This window comes from Pseudomonas fluorescens group sp. PF-69 (genome assembly GCF_054481235.1).
Window position 1 is genome coordinate 4,641,855 of record NZ_JBTMNC010000001.1, and the last position, 26,407, is coordinate 4,668,261.

Below are 26,407 nucleotides of genomic sequence, written 5' to 3' on the forward strand. Positions count from 1 at the left end.
TTGTAGAACAATGAGACAACTGGCGGCCTCAGAAGAACTTGATCTCGTAGCCGAATCGCGATGCGGCACTGACAATGTGCTGGCCCATGATCCGACGCGCCGCTTCCGCATCCCGGTTGACGAATGCCTGCACGAGGTCTTCATGCTCGCCGCGCGCTGCATGGGGAATATTGCTGAACACCGGACCCCGCCGTGCAAAGGTCATGGAGATCAGCGCGCGCATCGGTTCGAGCACCGTGCGGATCATTGTCTCGAGGTAGTCGTTGCCTGACGCGGCAGCCACCGCCCGATGGAAGTCGAGGTCAGCGTTGACCGTGTCCAGAGTCGGTTCCCCTTCGTATTGCATTCGCAGCACCGCCGCCTGAATCGTTTTCAGCGTGCGGGGCGTCATGTTCGATGCCGCCAGTGCAGCGGCCTGGCTTTCCAGTACCGCCCGCACTTCGAACATGTTGCGCATCGTATTGTCACCGTCCAGCAACGGCGTGCTTTCACGCGGCGCCAAAGGCTCCGGTGACTGGGCGGCAGCCGAGACGAATACGCCCACGCCCTGGCGCGACTGGATCAGCCCCTGGGCTCGAAGCGTGGCGATGCCTTCGCGCACCACATTCCTGCTGACGCCGAAGTTTTGCGAGAGAAACTGTTCGGTCGGAAGGCGGTCGCCTGGCCGCAGTCGGCCGGAGGCAATCTCGTCACTCAACGAGCGGGCGATGTGCTCAGCCAGATGAGGGCGCCGCGCCACGGGTTGCACATTCATTTCACTCATGCGGATTCATTCCTCTCACTTGTCTACTTAATCTACATCAGAAGACTTGTTCCTGACAGTTGAAACTGAATTTCATAATCGACATAAGTCTAAAAAATCAATAAAAACAATAGTTTAAATATTTATTTGATCTGGAGTCATCAACAGATAGCGGTTGTTCAGTTGAAGGGCAACAGGATGTCTTGTACGTTGTCCTCAACCTGGCACGGGCGAAATCCAAAAACACCGCGCCACCGTTGCAACCTGCTTGAGGCACCGTCTATGAAAATTGCCAGTATTGAAACCATTCCGCTGCGAATCCCCTTTACTACAGGAGGGCGGTCGGCCGGCGGGGTTTGGGGGCCGAAAGACCTTCAGATGGTCGATTCCCTCGTGGTCAAGATCACCACCGATGACGGCATCGTTGGCTGGGGTGAAACCTTCGGTTTTACCGCGATACCCGCTGTCAAAGTCGTGATCGACACTATCCTTGCGCCCGAACTGATCGGCAGTGATGCCACTCGGCGGGAGAAGTTGCAGGGCGATCTGCAGAAGAAATTTCACGTCTTCGGTCGCAGCGGTGCCTTCATCTACGGGCTCTCGGCGATTGACATCGCGCTGTGGGATATCGCGGGCAAAGCGGCCGGCAGACCGATCTACCAACTGCTTGGCGGCAGTGAAGCCACTTCGCTGGCGGCCTATGCAAGCCTGATCCGCTATGCCGACCCCGAACTCATCCGCATCAACGTACAGCGCGCGGTCAACAGCGGTTTCCGCCACCTCAAGTTGCACGAGGTGGATGTCGAGGTCATTCGCGCCGCGTGCGAAGCCGCTGGCCCCGGGGTGGAAATCACCCTCGACGTCAACGCCCCCTGGACGGTGCGCGAAGCGCTCGACATGGCCGAGAAACTTCGCCCGTTGAATCTGCGCTGGATCGAAGAGCCGGTGTGGCCGCCGGAAAACTATTCGGGGCTGGCAACGGTGCGCCAGCAAGGCGGCATCCCGGTTGCAGCCGGCGAAAATGCATCGACGCTGATGGACTTCCAGCACCTGCTTGAAGCCGGCGCGGTCGACTTCGTTCAGCCCAGCCCGGCCAAAATGGGCGGCATCACCGAACTGCAAAAAGTCTATGCACTGGCTAACGCCCACGGCGTCACCGTGATGGTCCACGCCTTTTATGACGGCCCCGGACTGCTGGCCGCCGTGCATGGCAGTGCGGCCCTGGGTGGTGCGAAATCCCTGGTCGAATGGCGTTACTTCGATCTCGAAGCGCAGCTCTATGGCGACGCCATCATTCCGCGTAACGGACGCATCGACGTACCGCAAGGGCCGGGGCTCGGCATCGAGCCGGACCAGGACGTCATCCGCGACTACCGCTTCAAACCCTGACCACCCAAGCCGCCCGGTCATTACCGGGTGATGGCGACATTCTTGATAAAAATAAATACGAGGATTGCGGACATGTTAGACAGGATCGTAGGGCCCATTCTGCCCGTCGCCTTTGTGATCGCGTTGGGCTATATCGCCGGCAAGCGCGGACGACTGACCCATTCGGACAGCTTGCTGATCAGCCGGCTGGTACTGGGCTGGATATTCCCGGCGCTGCTTTTTGTCGGGATGGCGAGCACGCCGCGCGAACAGCTCCTCGACTTCAAGTTCGTCGCGGCCACGTTCATCGGCATCATGGGCATGTACACGATTGCGCTGGCGATCGGCTGGTTCACCACTCGCAATCTCAAGGTTGCAACGCTCAAGGGCTTCGTCAACGGTTACCCGGACGCAGCTTTCATGGGCATCCCCATCCTCGCGACGATGTACGGCGCCGGCAGCATTTATTCGGTGCTCGTGCTGAACCTGGTCGCGAGCCTGGTGATGATCCCGCTGACGACCATGCTGCTCACCATTGCCGATGGAAAGGGCAGTGGTTCCCAGGCGTTCGTGTCGAGCCTGTCGGGGGCGGTGCGCCGTCCGCTGATGTGGGCACCGGCCCTGGGCATTCTGATCTCGCTGCTGCAGATCAAGATGCCGCCAATTGCGGCGGAGTCCCTCACGCTTCTGGGCAAGGCGACGCCTGGCGTATCGCTGCTGTGCCTGGGTTTGATCATGTCGTCGGAGAAACTGAAAATGTCCGGTGAAGTGTGGGGCAACCTCGGGCTCAAGCTGTTCATCCACCCGGTACTGATGTTCGCCGCCACTGTCGTACTGGGCACCCACGGGCTTTACGCACAACAGATGATCCTGCTGTGCGCGCTTCCATCGGCGACCATCCCGGCCATGTTCGCGAACCAGACCGGCGCCTATCAGAGTGAAGCCGCGACCTCCATTCTGGTCAGTACCGTGCTGTCGATCGTGACGTTTTCTGCGGCGATCTACCTGATCGATGGAGGGCTTGCCGCAGCCTGAGCATGTCCAACGGCGTGAACAGGTGCCGCCTTCAACTATCGCAGCCTGCAGGAACGGCCGCAGGCTGCGGTCTTTTATGAATCCACGGTCGTTCTCTGTCGATCGCTTCTTCGACGTGCGCGTAGAATGCGAGCGCCGTTCAGCACTAATGTGAGTTGTGACGGTCAATAAATCCCGCACGACCCTTCAGTGGTCATGCCGCTCGTAGCCGATCGGGTTCGTATCGGTATTTTGATCAAGGACAGTGAAAGCATGCTCGCCGCCATGTAACCGCAACATTCTCCACCCGGTTTCGTGATACGGCACTCGCCTCACGCTTTCCCGCCATTCCATTCGAAGAATCTAAAGCATGCACCTACGCAAAATTGCAGTTGGGCTGTCAGCCCTTGTTTTGCTCTCGACCGGGGCAGAAGCCCGCAGTCTGCTGGACCTCATCAAGCCGCCTGCCCAGCATCAGGAACAGCAGTCCCGCTCCGGTTCGATCAGCCAGAGCGCGGCACTGGACCTCTATTCAAACAAACAGAAGCAACCGTCGTTCGATGGCTGCGCGGATCTGTTCCCGGCCTCCAGACCGATCAACCTGGCCACCGTGCCTTCCACCATGAACCCCCTGGCCCTGTGTTCCGACAATTTCGCGGTGCTGTACTCGCAAACCAGCAAGACGCCGCTGGTGGTCGTAGAGCGTCTTAATGCCGCGCAGCTACAGGATGCAAAAGGGGAGGAACGCACCAACCAGTTCTACCCGGACCCTCGTATCCCCAAGGGTGGGCGGGCAGAATTGAGCGATTACCGCAGCCAGCATCCGGCCGTGGACCGCGGTCATCAATCCCCGGCCGCCGATGCGCCGAGCCCCAATGCAATGGCCCAGTCCTTCGCGCTGTCGAACATGGTTCCGCAAGACCCGACCAATAACCGCAAGATCTGGAGCAAGGTCGAGTCCGACGTCAGGAAGTTTGCCAAGCGGGCCGACGGCAATGTCTTTGTCTTCACCGGACCGCTTTTCGACGCTGGCCACGCGACGATTGGCGACAACAAGGTCTGGGTGCCGACGCGCTTGTTCAAGCTGGTGTATGACGCATCGTCCAAGCGGGCCTGGGCTTACGTACTCCCCAACGCGCAAACCCGTATCGGGAGACCGATGGACTATGACGCTTTCGTGAAAAGTACCGGACTCAAATTGCTGGGCAATCTGCCGGTCACGGGTTCAGTGGGGCGCAGTTGATGGCGTCGACTTGATGAGTGGCACCCCAAGGTTGCACGCAACCCAGGGGTGCTGCACATAGCCCGGCATCACGCGTGGCCGGGTCTAGCGCTTGATCAGGGATATCTTCGTCCCTTCGATACTGATCCCGGCCATCAATCCTTGCTGGTCGAAGATAAACGCGTAGGCGTCGTCCTTCAGCGTCGAGCTGGACAGGTTCTTCGCAACCCCTTCATCGACCACCACAACCGTCGGCCCTACGCCGATTTCCCAGCCCTTGGTTTCAGTGACGTATTTCAAGGCTTTGTCGTTCATCAGGAAAACCACATAGCCATAGGATTGGGCGCCCGCCTGCAGCCCCCACGAACCGCCGACGGAGTTGTAGTAATCCTCGACTTTCGTGCCCTTCATTAATACACCCTCACCATAGCTGCCGCCGAATACGAGGCCCGCCTTGATGATTTTCGGGAAGACAAGCACGGCTTTGGCTTTGTGCGAGAGGGTCTCGGATAAGGGATTGCTCTTGTAGAGCCTCTGCAACGCTTGTCGAGAGTCGGTATTCAGGTCTTCGGCGGTGGCCGCCCCCGCAGTGTTCAGGAGGCTTGTCGATGCCAATGTTGCTGTCGCGAGGACCATCGACAGGAAGAAGCGCATTGATTGAGTCATTTGCGTACTCCGATAAGGGAGCAAGGGACGAGAGTGGCGGTCAGCACCTGCCTCAGACAGGAACGGAACCCACTGAAAGTATCCGGCGCACCCTAAAGTGTGTGAATCGCAAGCGTCGCTGTGCAGGCCGGAGGCCTTGATCAGTCGCGATGCCATCATTTGTTGTGACCACTGTGCGAGGGCCGGGTTCGCCGTTGACCGGCACTTTCGTTCGATGGCGGGCCTGGCTTTTAACCACCGAAAGGGGAAAAGCGATTGGAAAGGTGTGCGTCACCATTTTTTAACAAAGTGTGAACAATTGCTGTGATTAATTGGAAAGGTAGTTCGAGCTTCATTAACCCCCCCCTGATCGACCCTGCCCAGTGAGTTCCTGATTGAAACGCACGACGACTCCATCGCTGTCTGCAAAACGCTTGGTACTCCGAAGGATTGTGCGCTGCGCAGGCCTCGCCATCGTTCTTATATTGGCCGCTGGCGGTTATTGGCTGTACACCCCGCCATCGCCCTTTGTTCCGTTGTCAGGTCTGGAGCCTTCCGCTGTGTCGATGATCGCGTTGGGCGATCAAGGCAGCGCAAACATGCAGCAGTGGCGGGTAGGGCAGGCCATGGAACAGGTTGCGGCCAGAGAAGGGCGCCTGGACATGGTGGTGCTGCTGGGCGACAACTTCTACGGCAAGGCATTGACCAGTACCCATGACCTGAGCTGGCAAATCAAATTCGAGCGGGTCTATTGGGGGCACTGGCTCAGTCACGTGCCGTTCTACGCGGTCCTGGGCAACCACGATTACCCGGTGTCGCAGAAGGTCGAAATCGAATACGGCCAACAACACAAGGGGTCGGGCCGCTGGCAAATGCCGATGAACTTTTACACCAAGGATTTCGGCAGCGTCGATGGGCGTCCGTTGGTGCGAATGGTGTTCCTCGATACGTCGGCGCCACGTGAAAGCCTGAAACAGCAAATCGACTTGCTCGATCAGGCGTTCCAGGCACCCGGCCCGGCTCCGGTGTGGCGTATTGCAGCGTCCCATCACCCGGTGCGCAATGAGGGCGAACATGGTGAAGAGTCGGACTTGATCGCCCGGCTCCTGCCGGCGTTGCAACGCAATAAGGTTGATCTGTTCCTGTCCGGACATAATCACAATCAGCAGCAGCTGCTGCGTGCCGGGGAACCCGCGTGGGTCATCTCCGGTGCGGGCGGCCAGAAGCTCGACAACTTGAGTATCTCCCCGGAGCAAAGCACGTTCGCCGCATCACGGGCCGGCTTTGCCAAACTCGACTTTAACGCCGATCAGTTACGGCTGGCGTATTACAACGATCGAGGTGATCTGGAGTCCGACTATCGCTGGGCCAGAAACTGCCCGTGGATGGCCAAGGGGTGCTTGCTTCCCGACGTCGATCCACAAAGCATCGCCCAGTCGAAGCACTGACGGTCGATTTCGCAGCGTTGAAAGCCAGGGCGCCCGAAGTGCCCTGGCAGGATGAATCCGGCCAAGTCCTCGAAATGTGACGCCCGGCATGTGGGCCCCGTGTATCGCTGTGTATCCGAACGCGGCGTACGCAGACTGGCTTACAAATGCCCCTCGATCCTGATACATCCGGGATACACGGTTGCAGTCAAATAGCCCTGCCTTAGCGAGAAAGCACAACGCCCTCGCACCACGGCTTATCGCCTTCGTGGCAATGACCTTAGCGGCTTGGCCGCACACCGTACCCGGAGAACCACCATGTCCCGTATGTCGAACAAATCCCGCATTGGCCTGATTGCAGTCGCACTGGCCGGCAGCATGAACCTCGCTTCGTCCGCCTTTGCCGCAGACGCATTGCTACAAGGCTATCAACTCGCGTCGGCGGAAAAGACCAGTGAAGGCAAGTGTGGCGAAGGCAAGTGTGGTGCCAGCGAAACCGGCGCCAAGGCGACCAAGACCGGTGAAGGAAAATGCGGTGAAGGCAAGTGCGGCGATGCATCCTTCGCCCGTACCGACAGCGATCACGATGGCCGCGTGTCGCTCAAGGAGCTGCTGGCTGTTGCTCCCCAGGGGGGCGAAGAGTTCAAGGCGATGGACACCAACAATGACGGTTACCTCTCCGAGGCCGAGGTCTACAAGTACCGCACCAACCAGTACACCTCCAACGGCAAGAAAGTGCCGACTGAACTGTTCACCAAAATGAGCAAAGCCCAAGGCTGATGGCATCGCGCCGTTCCAACCTCCCCGGGGTCGCACCCAGGGAGGTTTTCTGGTTTTCAGGCAGGGGACTTTTTGCAAGCGCTGACTTGCCGGCGAAGGCGTCAGCACATGCAACATCAATGCTGGCAGTGCCGACGCCATGGCGAGCAAGCTCGCTCCCACAAAGGGTATTGGTCGAACCGGAAATACGGGGCACGGCAAATCCCGCGTGAGCGTCCGGTCAGTCGAAGGCGTTGCGGTAAGCGAAAATGCCGGGCAGGCCGCCGGTCATCACAAATAGCAGGTTGCTTCCTGCCGGATAGTCGCCGGCACGAACCGCCGCCAGCAGTCCGGCGAAGGCCTTGCCGCCGTAGACGGGATCCGTAAGCAGGCCTTCGTGGGATGCCAGCAGCCGTACCGCTTCGAGCATGGCCTCGGTGGGTGCGCCATAGGCTTCGCCGCGCTGGCTGCCGTCGACGCTGACTGCGCTTTCGGCCAGCGTGGCGCGGGGGGCAAGTAGCTGCAGAACCTGGCGGGTTTTTTCCAGGGTCGTGGTCGCCGCCTGGTCTTCGGTAGCGAGTACGGTATAGCCGGCGATTTGCGTTGATGAGTGGGCGAGGGTGATGCCGGCCAACAGGCCTGAATGGGTTCCGGCACTGCCATTGGGAACGATGATCCGGTCGAAATGCACACCGAGCGCATCGGCCTGGCGCAGGATCTCGGCCGCGCAGGCGGCGTAACCCAGACTGCCTCTGGGGCTGGAGCCGCCCAGCGGCATCACGAAGGGTTTTTGACCTTCATGCCTGAGTTTTTCGACCCGCTCGGCGGCATAACCATCAGGAACGACGCCAAGGGGAAGCCGATGGATCTTCGCGCCGAAAAGGGCGTCCAGCACAACGTTGCCGTTGTGACGAAAGTCATCGTCGGCGCGCACGGCGGACGGGGTCAGAATCAGTTCGCAGGCCAGGCCCTGGCGAGCCGCGACAGCAGCGGTCAACCGCGCGTGATTGGATTGGAAGCCGCCCCAGGTCACGAGTGTGTCGGCACCTTGCGCCAAGGCTTCGCCGAGTAAGAACTCCAGTTTACGCAGCTTGTTTCCGCCACCACCGAGACCTGTCAGGTCATCCCGTTTGACGTAGAGATTGCAGCCGTTCATCTCGGGCAACTGGCTCAATCGGGACAGTTTCTGAATCGGTGTCGGGCCTTCGAGCAGCGTTGCCCGCGGGTAGGCGGCGAGCGCGGTTTCGAGGTGACTCAAGTCATGGGGCATGCCGGTGTGCTCGTGAGGTAGAGGATGGAGTGGGTCTGTCACTCTATTAAGCGTCATCACGAAAGATAACTGCGTCATGGGGAATTACAGTTGATACACCATGTAATGAGCGCTGGAGCCCACGCCTGCTCTTGGTATCACTCATACAGATTGCTCTGATCAAATTAATTCGTTTTTTAAGATGTGTTGTCCCGCGTAGTGTCCGCCTGAATCCAGTTCTTCAAGCCGAACACACTACCGGAGCCCCCATGAATTATGTCGATCGCAATCTTTTATATTGGCGCCGCAACCTGGCTGTCTGCGTGTTCGGTTCCTTCACCACGCTGGTGAGCCTGAGCATGTTGCTGCCGTTTTTGCCGCTCTACGTGCAGCAGTTGGGCGTCACTTCGCAGGCGGCGGTGGTGCAATGGTCGGCCGTGGCATTCGGGGCGACGTTTTTCGGCACGGCGCTGACAGCGCCGATCTGGGGGCGTCTGGCCGACCGTTATGGGCGCAAGCCGATGTTGGTTCGAGCAGCCATCGGCATGGCTGTCGTGATGTCGATGATCGGGCTGGCGCGGGACGTGACCGATCTGGTGGTGCTGCGCCTGATCGCGGGTCTGATCGGTGGCTACGCTTCGGCCTCCATCGTGATGATCGGTTCCCAGGTGCCGAAGGAAAAGGCCGGCTGGGCTTTGGGTGTGCTGTCGACGGGAGCATTGTCCGGCAATTTGATCGGGCCGTTGGTGGGAGGGTTCTTGCCGGAGTTCGTCGGTATCCGTGGCACGTTCTTCGTCGGTGGCGCCATGATCGCGGTGGCTGCCGTCACCACAATCCTGCTCATTCGTGAGGATTTCGATCGCGCGTCGGACGGGGCGCGCCGCGACAGAGGCACGCGGATTGAACGCGGGAGTTCGCGTTGGCCGGTCATCGCCGCGTTACTGTCGACCGCGATGATGGTGTTGCTGGCCAACATGTCGATCGAACCGATCATCACGGTGTACATCGGCCACCTGGGTGTCGCACTGGATGACCAGGCGCGCATCGCCGGCGTGATCATGGCCTGTTCCGCGCTGGGCAGCATCTTGACCGCCGCACGACTGGGGGCGCTGGCGGACCGTGTCGGCAGCTGGAACGTCATCATCGGCTGTTTGCTGTTGACGGGCGCGGTCATGGTGCCCCAGGCGTTTGTCACCCAATGGTGGCAACTGGCGATTCTGCGCGGGCTCATGGGCATGACCATTGCCGGACTGCTGCCGGCCATCGCCAAGCTGATCCGCCATTCAGTGGAGGAGCACAACACCGGCAAAGTCCTGGGCTATCTGCAATCGGCGCAATTTTCGGGGCAGGTGATCGGGCCTTTGATCGGTGGCCAGGTCGGTGCGCACTTTGGATTGCACCCGGTGTTCCTGGTGACGGGCGCGCTGCTGGTGTTCTGTGCCGGAATCAATGGTTGGGTGAAAAATCGTTTTCATTCGGGGGCACTGAAATTCACTAAAAACGATCACCAGATTCATAATTGATCATTTTACATGATCATATGCCGGGCATAGGTTGAGGGTGCAAATACACCGCAGCCGGTGGCGGATCGAGTCTTCGAATCTGAGGCTGTGGAACAACAATAACGCAACCACTGCTCCACGGAGTCAACGTGAACCATGCATCTGAATCAGCCAGAATCCGCAACCACCCCCGGTACAAGGATTTGGTCTCTAGGCAGCGACGGTTCGTCGCTTGCCTGACCGCCGCAACCCTTGTTCCGTACTTCACGTTCATCCTCGTCGCGGCCTTTGCGCCCAGCCTTCTGGCGACGAAACTTTCCCCCACCAGCATCATCAACGTCGGTTGGCCCCTGGGCCTGGCGTTCATCATCGGGGCCTGGTTGTTCACCGGGCTCTACATTCTTCGGGCCAATGGTGAGTTCGATGAACTGACCGCAGAAATCCGCGCGGGGGTGATCGTATGAAACGCCTTCTGCGCAACCTCATCCTGCCTGTCCTGCTCGGCGCATTCGCGGCTCGCGCCATGGCCGCCGATGTCTTGCAGAACGTCGAAAAGCAACCGGTCAACATCACCGCGATCAGCCTGTTCCTGGTCTTCGTCGTGACGACCCTGGGCATCACCTACTGGGCCGCTTCCAAGACCAAATCGATGGATGATTTCTACAACGCCGGCGGTGGCATCACCGGGTTCCAGAATGGCCTGGCGCTGGCGGGTGACTACATGTCGGCTGCGGCGTTGCTGGGCGTCACCAGCATGATCTTCTTCAACGGCTTCGATGGGGTGCTGTACTCCATCAGCTTCTTTGTGGCCTGGCCGTTGCTGTTGTTTCTGTTTGCCGAGCGCATTCGCAATCTGGGGCGCATCACCCTCTCGGACATCGCCTCGTTCCGGCTCGATCAGAACCGCGTTCGCACCATGACAGCCTTTGGTTCGTTGACGGTGGTGTGCTTCTACCTGGTGGTGCAGATGGTCGGGGCAGGGCAGTTGATCCAGCTGTTGTTCGGCTTGCCCTACAACTATGCGGTCATCGCGGTGGGGCTGTTGATGGCGGTCTATGTGACCTTTGGCGGCATGGTCGCGACCACCTGGGTGCAGATCATCAAGGCCGGCTTGCTGTTGCTGGGCGGCACCTTGCTGGCGTTTCTGGCGTTGAGCAAGTTCGGCTTTTCCTTCGATCTGTTGTTCGAGAAAGCCGTGGCCACGCACCACGACGGCGAGCGGATTCTGCTGCCGAGCAAACTGGTGGCCGACCCGCTGTCGATGATCTCACTGTCCTTGGGCCTGGTCTTCGGCACGGCGGGGCTGCCCCACATCCTCATGCGCTTCTTCACCGTTCCGGACGCCAGGCAGGCGCGCAAGTCGGTATTCGTCGCCACGGGCTTCATCGGTTTCTTCTACCTGATCGTGGCCGTGCTGGGCCTGGCCGCCATCGTCATCGTCGGCCAGGACCCGGCCTTCTACGAGTCGGGGATTGTCGGCGGCAAGCTGATCGGCGGCGGCAACATGCCGGTGATGCACCTGGCCAACGCCGTGGGCGGGGATCTGCTGCTCGGTTTCATCTCCGCCGTCGCCTTCGCAACGATTCTGGCGGTGGTGTCCGGATTGACCATGGCTGGCACCTCGGCGATTTCCCATGACCTCTATGTGATGGTCATCAAAAAGGGGCGAGCCGATGCCAGGGACGAGCGTCGTGTGTCGCGCGTCGCTTCGGTGGGCATCGGCATTGTCGCGGTGGTGCTGGGGATTCTGTTCAAGGATCAGAACATCGCCTTCCTGGTGGCATTGACCTTTGGCGTGGCGGCTTCGGTTAACTTTCCGATCCTCGTGCTCTCGATGTACTGGAAAGGGCTCACCACCCGTGGCGCGTTGATCGGCGGTGTCGCCGGGCTGTTGAGCGCGGTCGGCCTGGTCATTCTCTCGCCCGCCGTATGGGTCAAGGCACTGGGCAATCCCGAGGCGATTTTCCCGTATGACTACCCGGCAATCATCTCGATGAACGTGGCGTTCTTCTTCACCTGGCTCGGTTCGGTGACCGATCGCAGTCACGGCGCAGGGCTTGAGCGAGAGCGTTTCGATGATCAGTTGATCCGCGCCCGGACCGGGCTCGGTGCTGCGCAAGCGGTCAGCCACTGACGCGTTTTCGCCTAACCCCTACCTTTGCTGTTTTGCGCATTTTGCAAACGGAGTCAGCCATGCAACTCAAAGACAATGGCCTGAGATTTTCCCCTGTCACCGTCGCCCTGCACTGGGTCGTCGCGTTCGCGCTGTTGGGGATTTTCGGCCTTCAGCTGGCCATCGGTCACGCCTCCGGCGAGGCACTGCAGACAGAGCTCGGCCGGGTGCAAAACCTGTTGGGCCTGATCTTGTTCCTCGTCTCGATCTACCGCTTCTGGGCCCGGATCACCGCTTACCATCCGCTGCCCGTGGGCACGCCCAATCCCATCGAAGTGATCATCAGCCGCTCGGTGGCGGTGGCACTCGCCCTGGCCATGGTGCTGCTCCCGGTGGCCGTGTGGGCTTCACGGGCCGCTGCCGGCGAAGGGGTGGAACTGCCGGGCGGATGGTCGATTCCGACAGTGCTGCCGGTCAACGCGGTGTTGAAGGAAGTCGTCGACGTGCTGTTCAACATCGGTGCTTCGGCCTTCCTCGCCGGCCTTGCCTTGCATGTGTTCGGCGCGGTGAAGAATCACTTTCTCCTGAAGAACGACACGCTCAAGCGGATGCTTGGAAAACATGTGGAGCTGTGAGTCATGAACGAAGCCAGATTCGATTTTGCCGGTAACGCCATCACCCGGCTCTGCGGCGTGAAGTACCCGATTTTCCTCGGTGGGATGGCCGCGATTTCCGGCCCGCCACTGGTCGCTGCGGTGGCCAATGCCGGGGGCATGGGTGTGATTGGCGGCTTGCGCTTGCCGCCGTTGGCCTTGCGCCGCTGGATTCAGGAAACCCGCGCGCTCACCGATCAGCCCTTTGGCGTCAATCTGGTTCCGCAGTTCGGCGGGCCGGACGTGTTCGAAGCGCAGTTTCAGGTGATCCTCAAGGAGAAGCCCAAACTGCTGTCGCTGTTCTACGCCGAAAAGTATGCCGCCGACATGATTGCCCGGGCGAAAGACGCCGGACTGGTGGTCATGGTGCAAGCGGGGTCGGTGGAGCTGGCCCGCATTGCCATCGCCCAGGGCGCAGACATTATCGCGGCCCAGGGCAGTGAGAGTGGCGGGCACTTGAATCGCGGCACGATTGGCATCATGCCGCTGTTGACGTCGATCCTGGCGGTCTCGCAGGGCCGGCCGGTGTTGGCCGCCGGCGGTATCGTCAATGGCGAAGACGTCCGCGCGCTGATGTCGCTCGGCGCGGCGGGGGTATTGGTGGGCACGGCGTTTATCGCCACCGATGAGTCAAACGCCCATCCGCTGTACAAGCAGAAAATCGTCGAGGCGACCACCGATGACACCGAGTACCGCACCGGCTACTCGTTCGGCTGGACCTGGGGCACACCACACCGGGTGATCCCCAACCGGGACAAATGGAACCTGCTGCGGCTCATCGGCGGCGGGGCCCGCGCCATCGACAAACCGCGCATGGCGAAAAAGCTGTCGCTGTACGCGGGGCAGGGCGTGGGCAAGATCCACGGTGTCGTCCCGGCCGCCGAGCGCGTGGCGGAGCTGGTGCGCGGGTTGCCGGTGACGACAAACCCAGTGCAGCCCTGGTCATTGGTCGAACCGGAACTCCGGTTACACAGCTAACTTGCCGGCGAGGGCGTCAGTACATCCAACATTGATGTTGGCAGAGCTGACGTCATCGCGAGCAGGCTCGCTCCCACAGTGCAATACAGGGGGGCATTTACACCGCAGCCGGGCGGGCTATCTGTTGTTGTGCCAGGCCGATGAAGGCGCTCATGGCCGAGGTGATCATCGAGTCGTTGCGGCGGATGAACACGGTGGACACATGGGCGAATTCTGGCGGCAGCGTGTGGCATCGAATCGCATGCCGCACGCTGCAACTTTCCGCGATGGCCTTGGGCAGCAGGGTCACGCCCATGCCTGCGGCAACACAGGAGAGGATCCCGTCGAGGGTGCCCAGTTCCATGATCTGGTTGGGTACCAGCCCGACCTGATAGAACCAGTTTTCCAGGGTCGAGCGATAGAAGCAGCCGGTGCGGAACACCAGCACCGTTTGCTGGGGCATTTTCTCGATCAGCGCGGGTAGCGTTTCGAAGTGGTTGCTGCTGACCAGCACCAGTTCTTCTGAAAACACTTCCTCCTGGGCCAGCGCCGAATTCTGGTGGAAGCCACCGACGAAGGCGCCGTCGAGTCGATGGGCTTCAATCGCCTTGATCAGCTCCACCGTCGTGCCAGTCAGCAGCGACAGCTGGACGTCGGGGTATTGCTCGCGGTACTTGGTCAGCACCTGCGGCAAGCGGATGGCGGCAGTGGTTTCCATCGAGCCCAAACGCAGCAGGCCGGTCGGGCTGCCGGTGTCCATCAGCGCGCTGCGACTTTCATCGGTCAGTTGCAGGATGCGCCGCGCATAGCCGAGAAACGTCTCACCCGCCGAGGTCAGCACCACCCCGGACTTCTTGCGGATAAACAGTTCCCGGTTCAGTTCGGCCTCCAGCTCTTTCACGCGCATGGTGACGTTGGATTGCACCGTATTCACCTGTACTGCAGCGGCAGTGAAGCTGCCCAGCTCAGCCACGGCGCAGAAAATCTTCAGTTGGCGCATTTCCATGAACGTCTCCAGGCATCATAAAAAGTGATTGCGGACATGCTTATCGATCACTTTACGGCCTTTGACGACGGTTAGTAAAGTGACCGAAACCGACTGATGAGCGTAGTTCGACGATGACACTGACTTCGAAAATCGACCATGTCTTTGCCGGAGGGCTGGAGGTGTTGCAGCCCGAAGGTCAGCGCACAGGTATGTTCAAACGCCGAATCTCCGGCCCGGCCCGCGTGGAGTTGCACGGCATTGTCGGCGATGAGCACGGCGATACGAGGGTGCACGGCGGCCCGGAAAAAGCGTTGCATCACTATGCGGCGCAGCATTACGAGCGACTGGCGCAAGCCTTCGCCCACAGCGCCGGACAACTGGTGGCGGGCAGCCTGGGCGAGAATATTTCGGCCCTGGGGCCATCCGAATGCAGCGTGCACATCGGTGACGTATTTCAGATCGGCAGCAGCGTGGTGCAGGTATCCCAGCCACGCAGCCCGTGCTGGAAGATCAATCACCGCTTCGATGCCGAGCACCTGTCGATGTTTGTCGCCAGGGAGCGAATCACCGGGTGGTATTACCGGGTTCTCCAGCCGGGTTTCATTGACGCGGGGGACCGGTTCGAACTGCTGGAAAGGCACACCGAACGCTTTTCCATCGACCGGTTCTGGCACGTGCAGCTGTCGCATCGGCCGGTGATCGACGATCTGCTGGCATTGGCGGCAGCCCCTGGCCTGGCGGATGACTGGCAGCGGCGCCTGACCCAACGGGCGAACTGGCTGCGGAAAAGCTCTCACAATTAGTGATTCATAAGATCATTAATCATCATTTTACATGATTCTTTGGCGGGCCTACCTTGGCCCTGCCAGGCACGCAGACAACCCGCCTGGCACCCGACAACAACAAGAGATGGCTCTTATCCATCACCAGGGGACACCCGCCATGAGCAACCAGCCAGCAGAGACCGCCCACTACATTCACGGCCGCACGACGCCAGGTCATTCCGGTCGTACCCAGAACGTCACCAACCCCGCCACCGGTTCGGTCATCGGCAAGGTGGCCTTGGCCAATGCCTCGGAAGTCGACGCGGCGGTGCAGTCGGCAGCGGCTGCATTCCCGGCCTGGTCGGCAACGCCTGCGCTGCGCCGCGCCCGCATCCTGTTCAAGTTCCTGGCCTTGCTCAACGAGCACCGCGACACCCTGGCGCGGATGATTACCCGCGAGCACGGCAAAGTCTTCACCGACGCCCAGGGCGAAGTGACGCGTGGTATCGAAGTGGTCGAATTCGCCTGCGGCATCCCGCAGTTGCTCAAGGGGGACTACACCGAGCAGGTCTCGACCAACATCGACAACTGGACCATGCGCCAGGCGCTGGGTGTGGTCGCCGGCATCACCCCGTTCAACTTCCCGGTGATGGTGCCGATGTGGATGTTCCCGGTGGCTATCGCCTGCGGCAACACCTTCGTGCTCAAGCCGAGTCCGATCGACCCTTCGCCCTCGCTGCTGATCGCCGAGCTGTTCAAGGAGGCCGGGTTGCCCGATGGCGTGTTCAATGTGGTGCAGGGCGATAAAGACGCGGTCGATGCACTGCTCGATCACCCGGATGTGAAGGCCGTGAGTTTTGTCGGATCGACGCCGATCGCCAACCACATCTACGAGACCGGTGCCCGCCACGGCAAGCGCGTACAGGCGCTGGGCGGGGCGAAGAACCACATGGTGGTGATGCCCGATGCCGATATCGACCAGGTGGTCGACGCACTGATGGGTGCGGCTTTCGGCTCCGCTGGCGAGCGTTGCATGGCGATTTCGGTGGCGGTGTTCGTCGGTGACGTTGCGGACAAGGTCATGCCGAAACTGGTGGAGCGAACTCGCACATTGAAAATCCTCGAGGGCACGAACCTCGCGGCCGAGATGGGCCCGATTGTCTCGAAGGCGGCGCACCAGCGCATTACCGGATACATCGAGCAGGGTATCAAGGAAGGGGCCGAGTTACTGGTCGACGGTCGTGGCTTTGACGGCGCCCGGGCCGGTGCGAATTGCGCCGAAGGGTTCTGGCTCGGCGGCACGGTGTTCGACCATGTCACCGCCGACATGAAGATCTACCAGGAGGAGATCTTCGGCCCGGTGCTGGCCTGCATGCGCGTCAAGGACTTTGCCGAAGCGATCGATCTGGTCAATGCCCACGAATTCGGCAACGGCACCGCGTGCTACACCCGTGACGGCCACATCGCCCGTGAATTCGCCAGCCGCATTCAAGTCGGCATGGTCGGCATCAATGTGCCGATCCCCGTGCCCATGGCCTGGCACGGTTTCGGCGGCTGGAAGCGCTCGCTGTTCGGCGACACCCATGCCTATGGCGAAGAGGGGGTGCGCTTCTACACCAAGCAGAAATCGATCATGCAGCGCTGGCCGAACAGCATTGCCAAGGGCGCCGAGTTCGCCATGCCGACCTCCAAGTAGATATTGAGTTTTTTGGGTTGGAGGGCGTGTAGGCGCGGGCTTGCACGCCGTCCGTTGTCCCGGGGGGCGAACTCCTCGCTCCCGGTTTTTTCCAAGGTGTGCTTTATGTCCAATCCACTGTTGTCCCTGTTGAACATCGAACTGCCCATCGTCCAGTCGCCCATGGTCGGTGTCTCCACGCCCAGGCTCGCGGCAGCGGTATCGAATGCGGGCGGGCTGGGTTCGATTGGTATCGGGGCGAGCAGCGTCGAGCAGGCGCGCGTCATGTTGCGGGAAACCGCCACACTGACGGATAAACCTTTCAATGTGAATCTGTTCTGCCATCGGCCTGCCGTGCATGACCCTGTTCGGGAGTCGCAGTGGCTGGATGTTCTTGCCCCTTTTTTTAGCGAATTCGATGCGCCCGCACCGACGGCGCTGCGTGAGATCTACACCTCGTTCGTCGACGACCCGGACATGCTGCACATGCTGCTGGAAGAAAAACCGGCGGTGGTCAGCTTCCATTTCGGCTTGCCGCCGCAACCGGCCATCGACGCGCTCAAGGGCGCCGGCATCGTCCTGTTTTGTTCCGTCACCAGTCTGGCCGAAGCGCGGATGGCGGAGGGGGCTGGGGTAGATGCATTAGTGGCGCAAGGATACGAGGCGGGTGGCCATCGCGGTGTTTTCGACCCACGGCAGGACAGTGAAATGGGCACTTTGGCCCTGGTGCGGGTGCTGAGTGCGGTCTGCCGACTGCCGATCATCGCTGCCGGCGGCATCATGGACGGCGCAGGCATCAACGCGGTCATGCAGCTGGGGGCCAGCGCCGCACAGTTGGGAACGGCATTTATTCTCTGTCCTGAATCCTGCGCCAATGGTGCCTATCGGGAGGCATTGAAAGGTCCGCGAGCGCATCAGACGCAAGTCACCAGCGTCATTTCGGGCCGTCCTGCACGGGGCATGGTCAATCGCAACTTCACCTCACTGGCGACGGGGGCCGTGGCGCTGCCGGACTATCCGCTGACCTACGACGCCAACAAGGCACTCAATGCGGCGGCAAACGCCAGGGGTAACACGGACTTCGCCGTGCAATGGGCCGGGCAGGGCGCACCGCTGGCCCGGGAAATGCCCGCGGCGGCATTGGTGAAATGGCTGGCGGCGCAAATGCAGTCCTGAAGGGATGGTTTCAGCGTGTCCGGCCTGGTTTGCGACGCGGTTAGCGGTCGAATCGACACCCTGGTGCCTGCCGGTCCGTTGAACGCTGGGTAGAAAACCAAAAGCCCTGAATAATCAGGGCTTTTTTTCGTATTACGAATGATGGAGGAAATGAACGAAAGGCCAGTTCGAACCCTTTGACTGGCCGGTGCGCTGATGGCTCATTTGCTGCGTGCGGCCGCTCGGTTCTGTGCAGCGTATTTCGCAAGGTTGTTGGATTCTTCTTCAAGATACAAATCCGCCGGACTCGGCCCTCTCGCCGCAATCAGTTCTATTTCCGCGGATACCGCGATAAAGCGTCTGCCGGCCTGGGCGTTCGGGGATGAGTCAGCGGTTAGGGCGTTTCGTTTTGCGCCTGACATGGTGACGTCCTTGTATTTGTTTAAAAGTCATCAATACCGGCACGCAGCCACTATTTCAATCCTTTCATTTGGCTTAACTGAGACAATTTATGACAAGAAAGTAACCGATTGAAAAACGATCACGGGCTGGCCGCAGGGCCTATCGCATCAGGCTTTCACCAACCAGCGCACCCAAGCAAGGGTCGAGGCTCATCGCCGTGGTTCGGCCACCAGGAGCAACGACTGCGGTACAGGGCTTTGCGGGTGTTGCGGCTCCTGCAGATTGACCAGCTGAAACCCGGCCATGTCCAGCGCATTGAGCCAACTGCTCAAGGTCCGGAAGTACCACGGCATGGGTTGCCACTCACCCTTGAACCCGGCGAAGCGCTCTTCGCGCCAACCATCCTGATAGTCGCCAGCCGCCGCCGTCCAGGGATGCAGCGTCTGGATCACCAGCCCCCCGCCAGGGACGAGCAGGGCATTCATTGCAGCGAGCAAAGGAATGATGTCCTGATGGAGCAAGGCGAAGTTGGCGCAGATCAGATCGTAGTCACTGCCGATGTTCACCGTCGTCTCTGCCAACTCTTCATAGGTTGCCAGATGTACCGGCGAAGAGCCGGCCGCCCGCGTTGCCTCGACCAGCGTCGCATCGCCATCCACACCGACCGCGTTGATCGCCCGTTTTTCCAGTTCACGCAACAACCAGCCTTCGCCGCAGCCCAGGTCGAGCACGCGTTCGGGTTGGCGCCCCAGCACCGCCAGCAGGATGGCCTGGTCGGTGACGGCAAGGCGGCTTTCAATGGCGCCGGTGCGGATCGCTTCGATCCAGGCCTGGGCGTTGTGGTTCCAGCTTTGCAGGAGAGTGGATTGCGGGGCGGGCATTTTGTCGTCCGATGTGGGTGGTCGGGATGGCGTCGGCTTTGATGAAGCTCACCGTGTTTCTGACTTTCACCGTCACACGGCTTTCGGAGGTGTCACTCTGCACGAGGGCAACAACGCTCGGGCGCTCGCCAGTTGGCATTCCTTATTTATCTGTTGCCTTCCAGCAACCTATTGAGGCCTTTGGCATCCGGTTCACAACCAGTAGCGGTTTACCGCGCCATGGGGGCCTTGCACAGGGTCCTGGCCGGGAAAGGGTAGCTTGTCGATATTCGCCAACTGCGCAGGATTCGGCGCTTCGCGACAGATGTCAGCGTGCTGGCCCGGTGGGTACGCTCCAACCACCAGAAAATCATCGCTCGATTCGATGTTGCAGTGGCCGGTGCCGGCGGGTAACAGCAACACATCGCCGTCGCTGACTTCCAGCACCCGCCCGTCCGGGCCGCCAAGCATCAGGCGAGCGTAACCTCTGGCGATACCCAGCACTTCATGGCCCTGGGTGTGATAGTGATGATAGTCGTAAACCCCGTCACGCCATTGCGGCGGCCAGCCATGGGCGCTGAAGATTTGTTCGAACAAAGCCGCCGGATCTTTGCCTTTGGCGGCAATGGCCTTGATGTAAATCAGCACCCGCAGGCGAGGGTTGTTCGGAACCCAACCGTTGCGTTCGAGCAACAGGGTTTGCAAGGGGGCGTCGACAGCTTCTGACCTGATCATTCGAGATCCTCCGCGACCTGCCAGGCCGCTGATTAAAGTCACCGCTAACGAGTGACATCGGACGGTCTTCAATCGTTCAAGATTTAAGCAGCCAACCCCAAAGAATTGGACAGGCAGTCGCCAGGATTTGCGATGACCTCGTGAGACCGGGCCAATGGACCTTGTTGCCGCTGGGGATCTCCGCAGGACTGGACTGCAGCTGTTCGCCGATCACCGCTCTCGACCGTTCACACTCATACCTGATCCATCGTCTCAACCACCCCCTCATCCTCACCCAGAAACCCACCGCTTTGATGCTGCCACAGTCGCGCATAGGTGCCGTTTCTTCCCAGCAGTTCGGCGTGGGTGCCTTGTTCGATGATGCGCCCCTCGTCCATGACAATGAGCCGATCCATGGCGGCGATCGTCGACAATCGATGGGCGATCGCGATGACGGTCTTGCCCTTCATCATTTCATCGAGGCTTTCCTGGATGGCGACTTCGACTTCGGAATCCAGGGCACTGGTGGCCTCGTCAAGTAACAGGATCGGGGCGTTCTTGAGCATCACCCGGGCGATGGCAATGCGTTGGCGCTGGCCGCCCGAAAGCTTGATGCCGCGCTCACCCACCAGGGTGTCATAGCCGGTACGGCCTTGCCGGTCGCTCAGTTGGCTGATGAAACCGTCGGCCTGGGCATTGGCTGCGGCGCTGCGGACCTGCGCGTCGGTCGCGTCCGGGCGGCCGTAGGCGATGTTGTCGTGAATGGAGCGGTGCAACAGGGAAGTGTCCTGAGTGACCATACCGATAGCACTGCGCAGACTGTCTTGGGTCACCTGAGCGATGTTTTGACCGTCGATGCGAATCTCACCGCTGTCTACGTCATAGAATCGCAGCAGCAGATTGATCAGAGTGGATTTGCCGGCACCGGAACGGCCCACCAGGCCGATTTTTTCGCCCGGGCGGATGTTCAGGCTCAATCCGTCGAGCACTTGGCGTTCACCGTTGTAGTTGAAGCTCACGTTGTCAAAGGTCACCGCGCCGCCAGAGGGCACCAGCACGCCGGCGTTTGGCGCATCCTGCACCTTGGGGCCGCGGGTCAGGGTGGCCATGCCATCCTGCACGGTACCGATGTTTTCGAACAACGAAGCCATTTGCCACATGATCCAATGCGACATGCCATTGATACGCAACGCCATGGCAGTAATCGCCGCCACAGCCCCCGTGCCGACTTCGCCCTGGTGCCACAGCCACAGGGCATAGCCGCCTGCTCCGAGGATAAGCGCAACCACCAGTGCCTGATTGACGATCTCGAACTGGCTGACCAGGCGCATCTGGCGAAAACCGGTGTGTTTGAAATCCTCCATCGCCGCGCGCGCGAAGTGCGCTTCACGTTTGGAGTGCGAGAACAGTTTCACGGTGGTGATGTTGGTGTAGGCATCCGAAATACGCCCCGTCATCGACGATCGCGCATCGGCCTGTTCCTGCCCGACTTGGCCCAGGCGTGGCACAAAGTACAGCATGGCCAGCCCGAACAACGCGACCCAGGCAATGAAAGGCAGCATGAGTTTCAGGGCGAAGCCACCGGCCAGGGCGATGATCGCAATGAAGTAAACGCCGATGCCGGGTGCGATTTCGATGAGGGTGAACAGGACTTCGCGCACGGCCAGTGCAGTCTGCATCACCTTGGTCGTGACCCGGCCGGAGAACTCATCGGAAAAGAATGAAAGGCTTTGCCGCAACATCAGCCGATGGAAGTCCCAGCGCAGCCGCAGCGGCAGATTAATCGCCAAAATCTGGTGTTGCACCATGGTGCGAAGCGCCACCAGCCCAACGCTGATGAGCAATACGATTGCGATACCCCACAGAACTCGACGTTCTTGTCCGTTCGCACCGTCGCCGGCCTGCCAGGTCGAGAGCAGATCCACGACCTGCCCAAGAAAGGAAAACAACCAGGCTTCGTAGATCGACACACTGGCACTCAGAAAGGCAAGCGCAAGGACATAGCCACGGGCGCCTCGGGTGCAGGCCCACAGGAACGGCACCAGGCCGATAGGCGGTGGTGGTGCTTCGTCGGGGGGGAATGGGTCGAGTCTTCGTTCAAACACGCGAAGCATTGTTGTCTCCGAATTGATCAAATTGAGGGGATTCTGCCATTTAACGCTTGCTTTGAGGGTTTGCAGGTTAAGGGTATGTCGCCATCGAGGGTGGTGTTCCCGGGCAGACACGGCTTCAACTGCCGCTGGACTGAGAGATGCAAGAACGTCATCTGGATGCAACACGTCGAGAGCTGCGAGAAGACACCGGCTTGTTGATTTGAGAAGGGCGGTGGGCCGTTCGTGATGGTTTCAACGTGACGCCACGCATCGCCTCGCACAATCCTTCCTGATTTCACTTCGTCCGCATGACCCGCCAGCTGCCAGTTGATTTGCAACCTCAATGGAGAGTCTTGCGACTTTCACCAATCCTGATCCGATCGAGGGCCCGGTTTAATGCGTCCAGGGCATCGAGGAGGGCTTTCGCTTCAGCTTCCCGACCATCCCCCCACAGGCGTTCCGCCATTTTGTTCAGGGCTTGGATAGATCGTTCAATGTCTGAAGCAGTCACTGCTGCTTTGCTGTCCGTCTGCGTCTTCTTCATTGAGTATCCATTTGCTGGGTAATGGAGTGAGTGCGCCATCCTGGTCAATCCTTAAGCCAGATCGGTTACAAGTTCTCGTCGCGTCAGCTCAGACTAGATGAGCATTCCACACCAGTATCACGTTCGCCTATGAAGGTCTCATCTGCCCTGATCGTTTGCGGTGGGTACCGCGCGCGAGCGCCGGATCTACACCTGACCCGTGCTGAATTTCGGAGACTCACCCGCAAGGAGGCAGACGCAGTGCTGTACAGGGGGGCGTGCGGAGGGTGTGGCGCGATGGCGAGCCTGACTGTTCCGGGCCGGCGTGCGAATTCGCGGCGCCAGGTTCGGGGTTTTCTTCGTCTGGAGATTGAAAAGGCAAAGCCCCGAGATTGGCCCTTCGGGGCTTCTAGCTTCCTCGAAGGGGGAGTACACGCTTGCGAAGAATCCTACCAGCGAGCATCCAAAAAGCAAAACCCCGAAGTTTCGCGGGCTTCGGGGTTTCTATTTCCTCCTGTCGGGGCGTTGATTAGGAGGACTTGGCCGGCATGATATCCGCGTCCAGACCATGAATCACTACGACCATAGACTACAAATTTCCGCTATCCAGCCCCCTTGAGCGGGCTTCTTTTCGCCTGGAGAAAAGTAATGACCGCAACTGAAAAAGACCGCGACATCCTTGCCCCCACACCTTGGAGGGAGGCTCGCGGCGAAAGCCTGGCCGGTCAAATCGCCGTCGCCTGGACGATCCGTAGTCGCGTGGACGACGGCAATGTCAGGTACTGGGGGGAGGGGTATGTCGGCGTATGCCGGGAGCCGTACCAGTTCAGCTGCCGGAACAAGAACGACCTGACCGCCATCAGCAACGCGGCTACTGCGCAGTTACGCAGGTGCGCATGGCACTAGAGAAACAACAGGCCGCCGAGATGGACTGGGACGATATTGTTGGGCATCGCAAATCCTCGGTTTTGAGGTCAGCGTAGCACCGCGTTTCGTGAAGGATTTTTCACTGTCGGCAGGACGCCGGGGGAAGTGATAGAGCGGCTTAGTTCTGGAACGCGCCCATAAAAGTTATGGAACACATTTCCGGTGCCCAGTATTTTTACCAAACCCCAGAAACGACAAAGCCCTGAAAAATCAGGGCTTTGTCGTATAAAGATGGCGGAGGCGATGGGATTCGAACTCATGGACCTGTTACAGTCGACGGTTTTCAAGACCGTTGCCTTAAACCACTCGGCCACACCTCCGTTTGTGTTGCGGGCGCCATAATACCTGAATGAAACACACTGTCAAACTCTCTGCATAGCTTGTTACAGAGCGTCTGTTATGATCTTTGCGACTGAACGTTTCAAACCAACAGGAGTGTCGCCATGCGCGAACAGGATTACGCAGTTAATAACAGCTTGCAGGCTGAGCAGCTAGAGGTTAGCCGCGTCCTGCGCAACACATACGGCTTGCTTGCACTCACGCTCGCATTCAGCGGTGTGATGGCCTTCGTTGCCCAGCAGATGCGTGTCGGTTATCCAAACATTTTCGTGGTGCTGATCGGCTTCTACGGGCTTTTCTTCCTCACCAACAAACTCCGCGATTCCGCCTGGGGCCTGGTGTCGGCATTTGCCCTGACCGGTTTCATGGGCTTCCTGCTCGGCCCGATCCTCAACCGTTACCTGGGCATGCAGGGCGGCGCTGAAGTGGTCAGCTCGGCCTTCGCGATGACCGCACTGGTGTTTGGTGGCCTGTCGGCCTACGTGTTGATTACCCGCAAGGACATGAGCTTCCTCGGCGGTTTCATCACTGCCGGCTTCTTTGTGCTGCTGGGTGCAACGCTGGCGGGCATGTTCTTCAAGATCAGCGGTCTGCAACTGGCGATCAGCGCCGGTTTCGTGCTGTTCTCTTCGGTCTGCATTCTGTTCCAGACCAGCGCCATCATTCACGGCGGCGAGCGCAACTACATCATGGCGACCATCAGCCTGTATGTATCGATCTACAACCTGTTCATCAGCTTGTTGCAGCTGTTTGGCATCATGGGTCGCGATGATTGATCGCCAGCCTTGAGTAAAAAACCCGCTTCGGCGGGTTTTTTCTTGCCTGTGATTTGTCTAAAACCGTTAGGCCATCGGCGGCAACCGGCGTTTGACCGGGGTTTTCTTGACGATTGCCGTATTGGTTTCGGCGTGGGTATTGAGCCGGTCAAGCAGGGTGTCCAGCTGTTCCATCGAACGTACATGCAGGCGCGCGATGAAGCAGTCGTCGCCGGTAACCTTGTCGCATTCGGTGAATTCGGGGATGGCCTGTATCTGCCGTTCGACTTCCTGCAACTGGCCCGGCAGCGGGCGAATACGCACGATCGCCTGAAGCTGGTAACCAAAGCATTTCGGGTCGATTTCGACGGTATAACCCTTGAGCACGCCACGCTCTTCGAGTCGACGCAGGCGCTCGGCGACGCTGGGCGATGACAGGCCGCTGATCTGCGCCAGGGCCTTGAGCGAGCGTCGTGAATCTTCCATCAGCGCCGTGATCAACACTTGGTCGATGTCATCGGTCATGGTGCAATCCTCGATTAGGCATCTCTTTAAAATCACCTTTATAAAAAAGGAAGAAATCCAGTTTAGCCTGATTTATGCGCTGGAGAACCTCCCGGTGGACTGGGCATAATTTTGGCTCAAACACAGGAGTCTGATGATGGACAAAACAATACGTCGCGGCTCGTTCGAAATGACCGCCGCCATGCTGATCTCCGGGACCATCGGCTGGTTTGTGCTGGTGTCCGGGCAACCGGTACTGGATGTGGTGTTCTGGCGCTGCCTGTTCGGGGCCGGCACCTTGTTGCTGATTTGCGCCGCATTCGGTTTCCTGCGCCCCGGTATCCTGACCCGCACCACCTTCCTGCTGGCCGTGCTCAGCGGCGTGGCAATTGTCGGCAACTGGGTGCTGTTGTTCGCCTCCTATTCCCGCGCTTCGATTGCCATTGGCACCGCTGTCTATAACGTGCAGCCGTTCATGCTGGTGGGCTTGGCCGCGCTGTTCCTCAACGAGAAGATCACCCTGCAGAAGATGGGCTGGCTGGGCGTTTCGTTTCTCGGGATGCTGGCGATTGTCAGTGCCCATGGCGGGCAGGGCGAGAGCGGCAACGAGTACCTGATCGGCATTGTTCTGGCGCTGGGTGCTGCATTTCTTTATGCGATTGCCGCGTTGATCATCAAGCGCCTGACCGGCACGCCGCCGCATCTGATCGCACTGATTCAAGTCAGCACCGGGGTGCTCCTGCTGGCGCCGTTCGCGCATTTTTCGGCGCTGCCGCAGGCACCGAGTGCCTGGGCCAGCCTGGTCACCCTGGGCATCGTGCACACTGGCGTGATGTATGTACTGCTATACGGCGCGATCCAGAAACTGCCCACCGCACTGACCGGCGCGCTGTCGTTCATCTATCCGATCGCGGCGATCTTTGTCGACTGGTTTGCCTTCGGTCATCGCCTGGAACCCCTGCAATGGATCGGCGTCGCCGCGATTCTGCTCGCGGCGGCGGGGATGCAACAGGGCTGGGGCCTGAAGTTGCGCCGCACGGTTGCACAGTGATCAGGC

General features: G+C 59.8%; 25 protein-coding genes, 1 tRNA gene and 1 pseudogene. 17 read left to right on the top strand and 10 right to left on the bottom strand.

The annotated features are described in order from the left end of the window. Positions 1-28 precede the first annotated feature (28 nt). Positions 29-763: a FadR/GntR family transcriptional regulator gene (locus ACX3YF_RS21970; RefSeq protein ID WP_130205300.1), complete on the bottom strand. Its 735-nt coding sequence runs from the start codon at positions 761-763 to the stop codon at positions 29-31. A gap of 357 nt (positions 764-1,120) precedes the next feature. On the opposite strand from ACX3YF_RS21970, the gene ACX3YF_RS21975 reads away from it, so the two are divergent. From ACX3YF_RS21975 to ACX3YF_RS21985, 3 genes are all read left to right on the top strand, one after another. Next, positions 1,121-2,131 carry a mandelate racemase/muconate lactonizing enzyme family protein gene (locus ACX3YF_RS21975; protein WP_448646756.1) on the top strand — a complete coding sequence of 337 codons (1,011 nt, stop codon included), beginning with the start codon at positions 1,121-1,123 and terminating at the stop codon, positions 2,129-2,131. A gap of 72 nt (positions 2,132-2,203) precedes the next feature. After that, the gene (locus ACX3YF_RS21980) at positions 2,204-3,145 is read left to right on the top strand and encodes an AEC family transporter (RefSeq protein WP_130205296.1); all 942 of its coding nucleotides are present in this window, start codon (positions 2,204-2,206) and stop codon (positions 3,143-3,145) included. A 349-nt stretch (positions 3,146-3,494) separates the two neighbouring features. Further along, the gene (locus ACX3YF_RS21985; RefSeq protein ID WP_458974241.1) at positions 3,495-4,367 is read left to right on the top strand and encodes a DNA/RNA non-specific endonuclease; all 873 of its coding nucleotides are present in this window, start codon (positions 3,495-3,497) and stop codon (positions 4,365-4,367) included. A gap of 84 nt (positions 4,368-4,451) precedes the next feature. On the opposite strand, the gene ACX3YF_RS21990 is transcribed toward ACX3YF_RS21985, so the two are convergent. After that, the gene (locus ACX3YF_RS21990) at positions 4,452-5,012 is read right to left on the bottom strand and encodes a lipid-binding SYLF domain-containing protein (protein WP_130205292.1); all 561 of its coding nucleotides are present in this window, start codon (positions 5,010-5,012) and stop codon (positions 4,452-4,454) included. Positions 5,013-5,557: 545 nt separating this feature from the next. Between ACX3YF_RS21990 and ACX3YF_RS21995 the strand changes: the two genes are divergently transcribed. Together ACX3YF_RS21995 and ACX3YF_RS22000 are read left to right on the top strand one after the other, a co-directional pair. Then, a complete protein-coding gene (locus tag ACX3YF_RS21995) occupies positions 5,558-6,439 on the top strand; it encodes a metallophosphoesterase (RefSeq protein ID WP_458974858.1) in 882 nt (293 codons plus the stop codon). A gap of 297 nt (positions 6,440-6,736) precedes the next feature. Beyond that, positions 6,737-7,198 (top strand): HvfA family oxazolone/thioamide-modified RiPP metallophore, encoded by a 462-nt coding sequence (locus ACX3YF_RS22000; protein ID WP_458974242.1) that lies wholly within the window; start codon positions 6,737-6,739, stop codon positions 7,196-7,198. 220 nt (positions 7,199-7,418) lie between these two features. Here the strand turns inward: ACX3YF_RS22000 and ACX3YF_RS22005 are convergent, their stop codons facing one another. After that, on the bottom strand, positions 7,419-8,447 hold the full coding sequence (locus ACX3YF_RS22005; RefSeq protein WP_458974243.1) for a D-cysteine desulfhydrase family protein: 1,029 nt from the start codon (positions 8,445-8,447) through the stop codon (positions 7,419-7,421). A gap of 248 nt (positions 8,448-8,695) precedes the next feature. Between ACX3YF_RS22005 and ACX3YF_RS22010 the strand changes: the two genes are divergently transcribed. From ACX3YF_RS22010 to ACX3YF_RS22030, 5 genes are all read left to right on the top strand, one after another. After that, positions 8,696-9,949 carry an MFS transporter gene (locus ACX3YF_RS22010; protein WP_458974244.1) on the top strand — a complete coding sequence of 418 codons (1,254 nt, stop codon included), beginning with the start codon at positions 8,696-8,698 and terminating at the stop codon, positions 9,947-9,949. Between the two features lie 128 nt (positions 9,950-10,077). After that, positions 10,078-10,392 (top strand): DUF485 domain-containing protein, encoded by a 315-nt coding sequence (locus ACX3YF_RS22015; protein ID WP_458974245.1) that lies wholly within the window; start codon positions 10,078-10,080, stop codon positions 10,390-10,392. Beyond that, positions 10,389-12,062 carry a cation acetate symporter gene (locus ACX3YF_RS22020; protein ID WP_458974246.1) on the top strand — a complete coding sequence of 558 codons (1,674 nt, stop codon included), beginning with the start codon at positions 10,389-10,391 and terminating at the stop codon, positions 12,060-12,062. The genes ACX3YF_RS22015 and ACX3YF_RS22020 overlap by 4 nt, the downstream gene beginning before the upstream one ends. 59 nt (positions 12,063-12,121) lie before the next feature. Then, a complete protein-coding gene (locus ACX3YF_RS22025; RefSeq protein WP_130205280.1) occupies positions 12,122-12,676 on the top strand; it encodes a cytochrome b in 555 nt (184 codons plus the stop codon). Positions 12,677-12,679: 3 nt separating this feature from the next. After that, complete coding sequence (locus ACX3YF_RS22030) at positions 12,680-13,672, top strand: NAD(P)H-dependent flavin oxidoreductase (RefSeq protein ID WP_130205278.1); 993 nt, start codon at positions 12,680-12,682, stop codon at positions 13,670-13,672. Between the two features lie 97 nt (positions 13,673-13,769). Here the strand turns inward: ACX3YF_RS22030 and ACX3YF_RS22035 are convergent, their stop codons facing one another. Beyond that, entirely contained in the window at positions 13,770-14,657 is an 888-nt protein-coding gene (locus tag ACX3YF_RS22035; protein WP_196585194.1) for a LysR family transcriptional regulator, read from the bottom strand. Between the two features lie 113 nt (positions 14,658-14,770). On the opposite strand from ACX3YF_RS22035, the gene ACX3YF_RS22040 reads away from it, so the two are divergent. The 4 genes from ACX3YF_RS22040 (at position 14,771) to ACX3YF_RS22055 (ending at position 18,767) form a co-directional block, all read left to right on the top strand. After that, positions 14,771-15,442, top strand: a complete 672-nt coding sequence (locus tag ACX3YF_RS22040; protein ID WP_458974247.1) for an MOSC domain-containing protein — start codon at positions 14,771-14,773, stop codon at positions 15,440-15,442. Positions 15,443-15,581: 139 nt separating this feature from the next. After that, positions 15,582-17,099, top strand: coding sequence for a CoA-acylating methylmalonate-semialdehyde dehydrogenase (locus ACX3YF_RS22045; RefSeq protein ID WP_458974248.1), 1,518 nt, complete (start codon positions 15,582-15,584; stop codon positions 17,097-17,099). A gap of 105 nt (positions 17,100-17,204) precedes the next feature. Next, on the top strand, positions 17,205-18,254 hold the full coding sequence (locus ACX3YF_RS22050; protein WP_458974249.1) for an NAD(P)H-dependent flavin oxidoreductase: 1,050 nt from the start codon (positions 17,205-17,207) through the stop codon (positions 18,252-18,254). Between the two features lie 195 nt (positions 18,255-18,449). After that, positions 18,450-18,767, top strand: a complete 318-nt coding sequence (locus tag ACX3YF_RS22055) for a hypothetical protein (protein ID WP_130205268.1) — start codon at positions 18,450-18,452, stop codon at positions 18,765-18,767. A gap of 77 nt (positions 18,768-18,844) precedes the next feature. Here ACX3YF_RS22055 and ACX3YF_RS22060 read toward each other — a convergent pair whose 3' ends face one another. From ACX3YF_RS22060 to ACX3YF_RS22075, 4 genes are all read right to left on the bottom strand, one after another. Beyond that, entirely contained in the window at positions 18,845-19,516 is a 672-nt protein-coding gene (locus ACX3YF_RS22060; protein ID WP_196585191.1) for a class I SAM-dependent methyltransferase, read from the bottom strand. Between the two features lie 192 nt (positions 19,517-19,708). Further along, positions 19,709-20,230, bottom strand: coding sequence for a cupin (locus ACX3YF_RS22065; protein ID WP_047529870.1), 522 nt, complete (start codon positions 20,228-20,230; stop codon positions 19,709-19,711). A 233-nt stretch (positions 20,231-20,463) separates the two neighbouring features. Next, on the bottom strand, positions 20,464-22,323 hold the full coding sequence (locus ACX3YF_RS22070; RefSeq protein WP_458974250.1) for an ABC transporter ATP-binding protein: 1,860 nt from the start codon (positions 22,321-22,323) through the stop codon (positions 20,464-20,466). Between the two features lie 319 nt (positions 22,324-22,642). After that, complete coding sequence (locus tag ACX3YF_RS22075; protein ID WP_047538758.1) at positions 22,643-22,846, bottom strand: hypothetical protein; 204 nt, start codon at positions 22,844-22,846, stop codon at positions 22,643-22,645. Between the two features lie 627 nt (positions 22,847-23,473). Here ACX3YF_RS22075 and ACX3YF_RS22080 point away from each other — a divergent pair. Then, a pseudogene (locus ACX3YF_RS22080) lies at positions 23,474-23,674 on the top strand (cell wall hydrolase); the annotation flags it as partial. A 310-nt stretch (positions 23,675-23,984) separates the two neighbouring features. Here ACX3YF_RS22080 and ACX3YF_RS22085 read toward each other — a convergent pair. Beyond that, positions 23,985-24,072 (bottom strand) — tRNA-Ser (locus tag ACX3YF_RS22085). Between the two features lie 123 nt (positions 24,073-24,195). Here ACX3YF_RS22085 and ACX3YF_RS22090 point away from each other — a divergent pair. Next, positions 24,196-24,867, top strand: coding sequence for a Bax inhibitor-1/YccA family protein (locus ACX3YF_RS22090; RefSeq protein ID WP_130204109.1), 672 nt, complete (start codon positions 24,196-24,198; stop codon positions 24,865-24,867). 66 nt (positions 24,868-24,933) lie between these two features. Here ACX3YF_RS22090 and ACX3YF_RS22095 read toward each other — a convergent pair whose 3' ends face one another. Then, on the bottom strand, positions 24,934-25,371 hold the full coding sequence (locus ACX3YF_RS22095; RefSeq protein ID WP_008155029.1) for an Lrp/AsnC family transcriptional regulator: 438 nt from the start codon (positions 25,369-25,371) through the stop codon (positions 24,934-24,936). Between the two features lie 136 nt (positions 25,372-25,507). Here ACX3YF_RS22095 and ACX3YF_RS22100 point away from each other — a divergent pair, with 136 nt between their 5' ends. Continuing rightward, positions 25,508-26,401 carry a DMT family transporter gene (locus tag ACX3YF_RS22100; protein ID WP_458944991.1) on the top strand — a complete coding sequence of 298 codons (894 nt, stop codon included), beginning with the start codon at positions 25,508-25,510 and terminating at the stop codon, positions 26,399-26,401. The last annotated feature ends 6 nt before the right edge of the window (positions 26,402-26,407 follow it).

What these genes read in the sequence shown, in the direction of transcription:
- ACX3YF_RS22070 (WP_458974250.1), bottom strand. Translation starts at nt 22,323, where the DNA reads ATGCTTCGCGTGTTTGAACGAAGACTCGACCCATTCCCCCCCGACGAA.
- ACX3YF_RS21995 (WP_458974858.1), top strand. Translation starts at nt 5,558, where the DNA reads ATGATCGCGTTGGGCGATCAAGGCAGCGCAAACATGCAGCAGTGGCGG.
- ACX3YF_RS22050 (WP_458974249.1), top strand. Translation starts at nt 17,205, where the DNA reads ATGTCCAATCCACTGTTGTCCCTGTTGAACATCGAACTGCCCATCGTC.
- ACX3YF_RS21975 (WP_448646756.1), top strand. Translation starts at nt 1,121, where the DNA reads ATGGTCGATTCCCTCGTGGTCAAGATCACCACCGATGACGGCATCGTT.
- ACX3YF_RS22020 (WP_458974246.1), top strand. Translation starts at nt 10,389, where the DNA reads ATGAAACGCCTTCTGCGCAACCTCATCCTGCCTGTCCTGCTCGGCGCA.
- ACX3YF_RS21990 (WP_130205292.1), bottom strand. Translation starts at nt 5,012, where the DNA reads ATGACTCAATCAATGCGCTTCTTCCTGTCGATGGTCCTCGCGACAGCA.
- ACX3YF_RS22090 (WP_130204109.1), top strand. Translation starts at nt 24,196, where the DNA reads ATGCGCGAACAGGATTACGCAGTTAATAACAGCTTGCAGGCTGAGCAG.
- ACX3YF_RS22005 (WP_458974243.1), bottom strand. Translation starts at nt 8,447, where the DNA reads ATGCCCCATGACTTGAGTCACCTCGAAACCGCGCTCGCCGCCTACCCG.
- ACX3YF_RS22025 (WP_130205280.1), top strand. Translation starts at nt 12,122, where the DNA reads ATGCAACTCAAAGACAATGGCCTGAGATTTTCCCCTGTCACCGTCGCC.
- ACX3YF_RS22000 (WP_458974242.1), top strand. Translation starts at nt 6,737, where the DNA reads ATGTCCCGTATGTCGAACAAATCCCGCATTGGCCTGATTGCAGTCGCA.
- ACX3YF_RS22100 (WP_458944991.1), top strand. Translation starts at nt 25,508, where the DNA reads ATGGACAAAACAATACGTCGCGGCTCGTTCGAAATGACCGCCGCCATG.
- ACX3YF_RS22075 (WP_047538758.1), bottom strand. Translation starts at nt 22,846, where the DNA reads ATGAAGAAGACGCAGACGGACAGCAAAGCAGCAGTGACTGCTTCAGAC.
- ACX3YF_RS22065 (WP_047529870.1), bottom strand. Translation starts at nt 20,230, where the DNA reads ATGATCAGGTCAGAAGCTGTCGACGCCCCCTTGCAAACCCTGTTGCTC.
- ACX3YF_RS22055 (WP_130205268.1), top strand. Translation starts at nt 18,450, where the DNA reads ATGGCTCATTTGCTGCGTGCGGCCGCTCGGTTCTGTGCAGCGTATTTC.
- ACX3YF_RS22045 (WP_458974248.1), top strand. Translation starts at nt 15,582, where the DNA reads ATGAGCAACCAGCCAGCAGAGACCGCCCACTACATTCACGGCCGCACG.
- ACX3YF_RS22030 (WP_130205278.1), top strand. Translation starts at nt 12,680, where the DNA reads ATGAACGAAGCCAGATTCGATTTTGCCGGTAACGCCATCACCCGGCTC.
- ACX3YF_RS21980 (WP_130205296.1), top strand. Translation starts at nt 2,204, where the DNA reads ATGTTAGACAGGATCGTAGGGCCCATTCTGCCCGTCGCCTTTGTGATC.
- ACX3YF_RS21985 (WP_458974241.1), top strand. Translation starts at nt 3,495, where the DNA reads ATGCACCTACGCAAAATTGCAGTTGGGCTGTCAGCCCTTGTTTTGCTC.
- ACX3YF_RS22010 (WP_458974244.1), top strand. Translation starts at nt 8,696, where the DNA reads ATGAATTATGTCGATCGCAATCTTTTATATTGGCGCCGCAACCTGGCT.
- ACX3YF_RS22040 (WP_458974247.1), top strand. Translation starts at nt 14,771, where the DNA reads ATGACACTGACTTCGAAAATCGACCATGTCTTTGCCGGAGGGCTGGAG.
- ACX3YF_RS22095 (WP_008155029.1), bottom strand. Translation starts at nt 25,371, where the DNA reads ATGACCGATGACATCGACCAAGTGTTGATCACGGCGCTGATGGAAGAT.
- ACX3YF_RS21970 (WP_130205300.1), bottom strand. Translation starts at nt 763, where the DNA reads ATGAGTGAAATGAATGTGCAACCCGTGGCGCGGCGCCCTCATCTGGCT.
- ACX3YF_RS22060 (WP_196585191.1), bottom strand. Translation starts at nt 19,516, where the DNA reads ATGCCCGCCCCGCAATCCACTCTCCTGCAAAGCTGGAACCACAACGCC.
- ACX3YF_RS22035 (WP_196585194.1), bottom strand. Translation starts at nt 14,657, where the DNA reads ATGGAAATGCGCCAACTGAAGATTTTCTGCGCCGTGGCTGAGCTGGGC.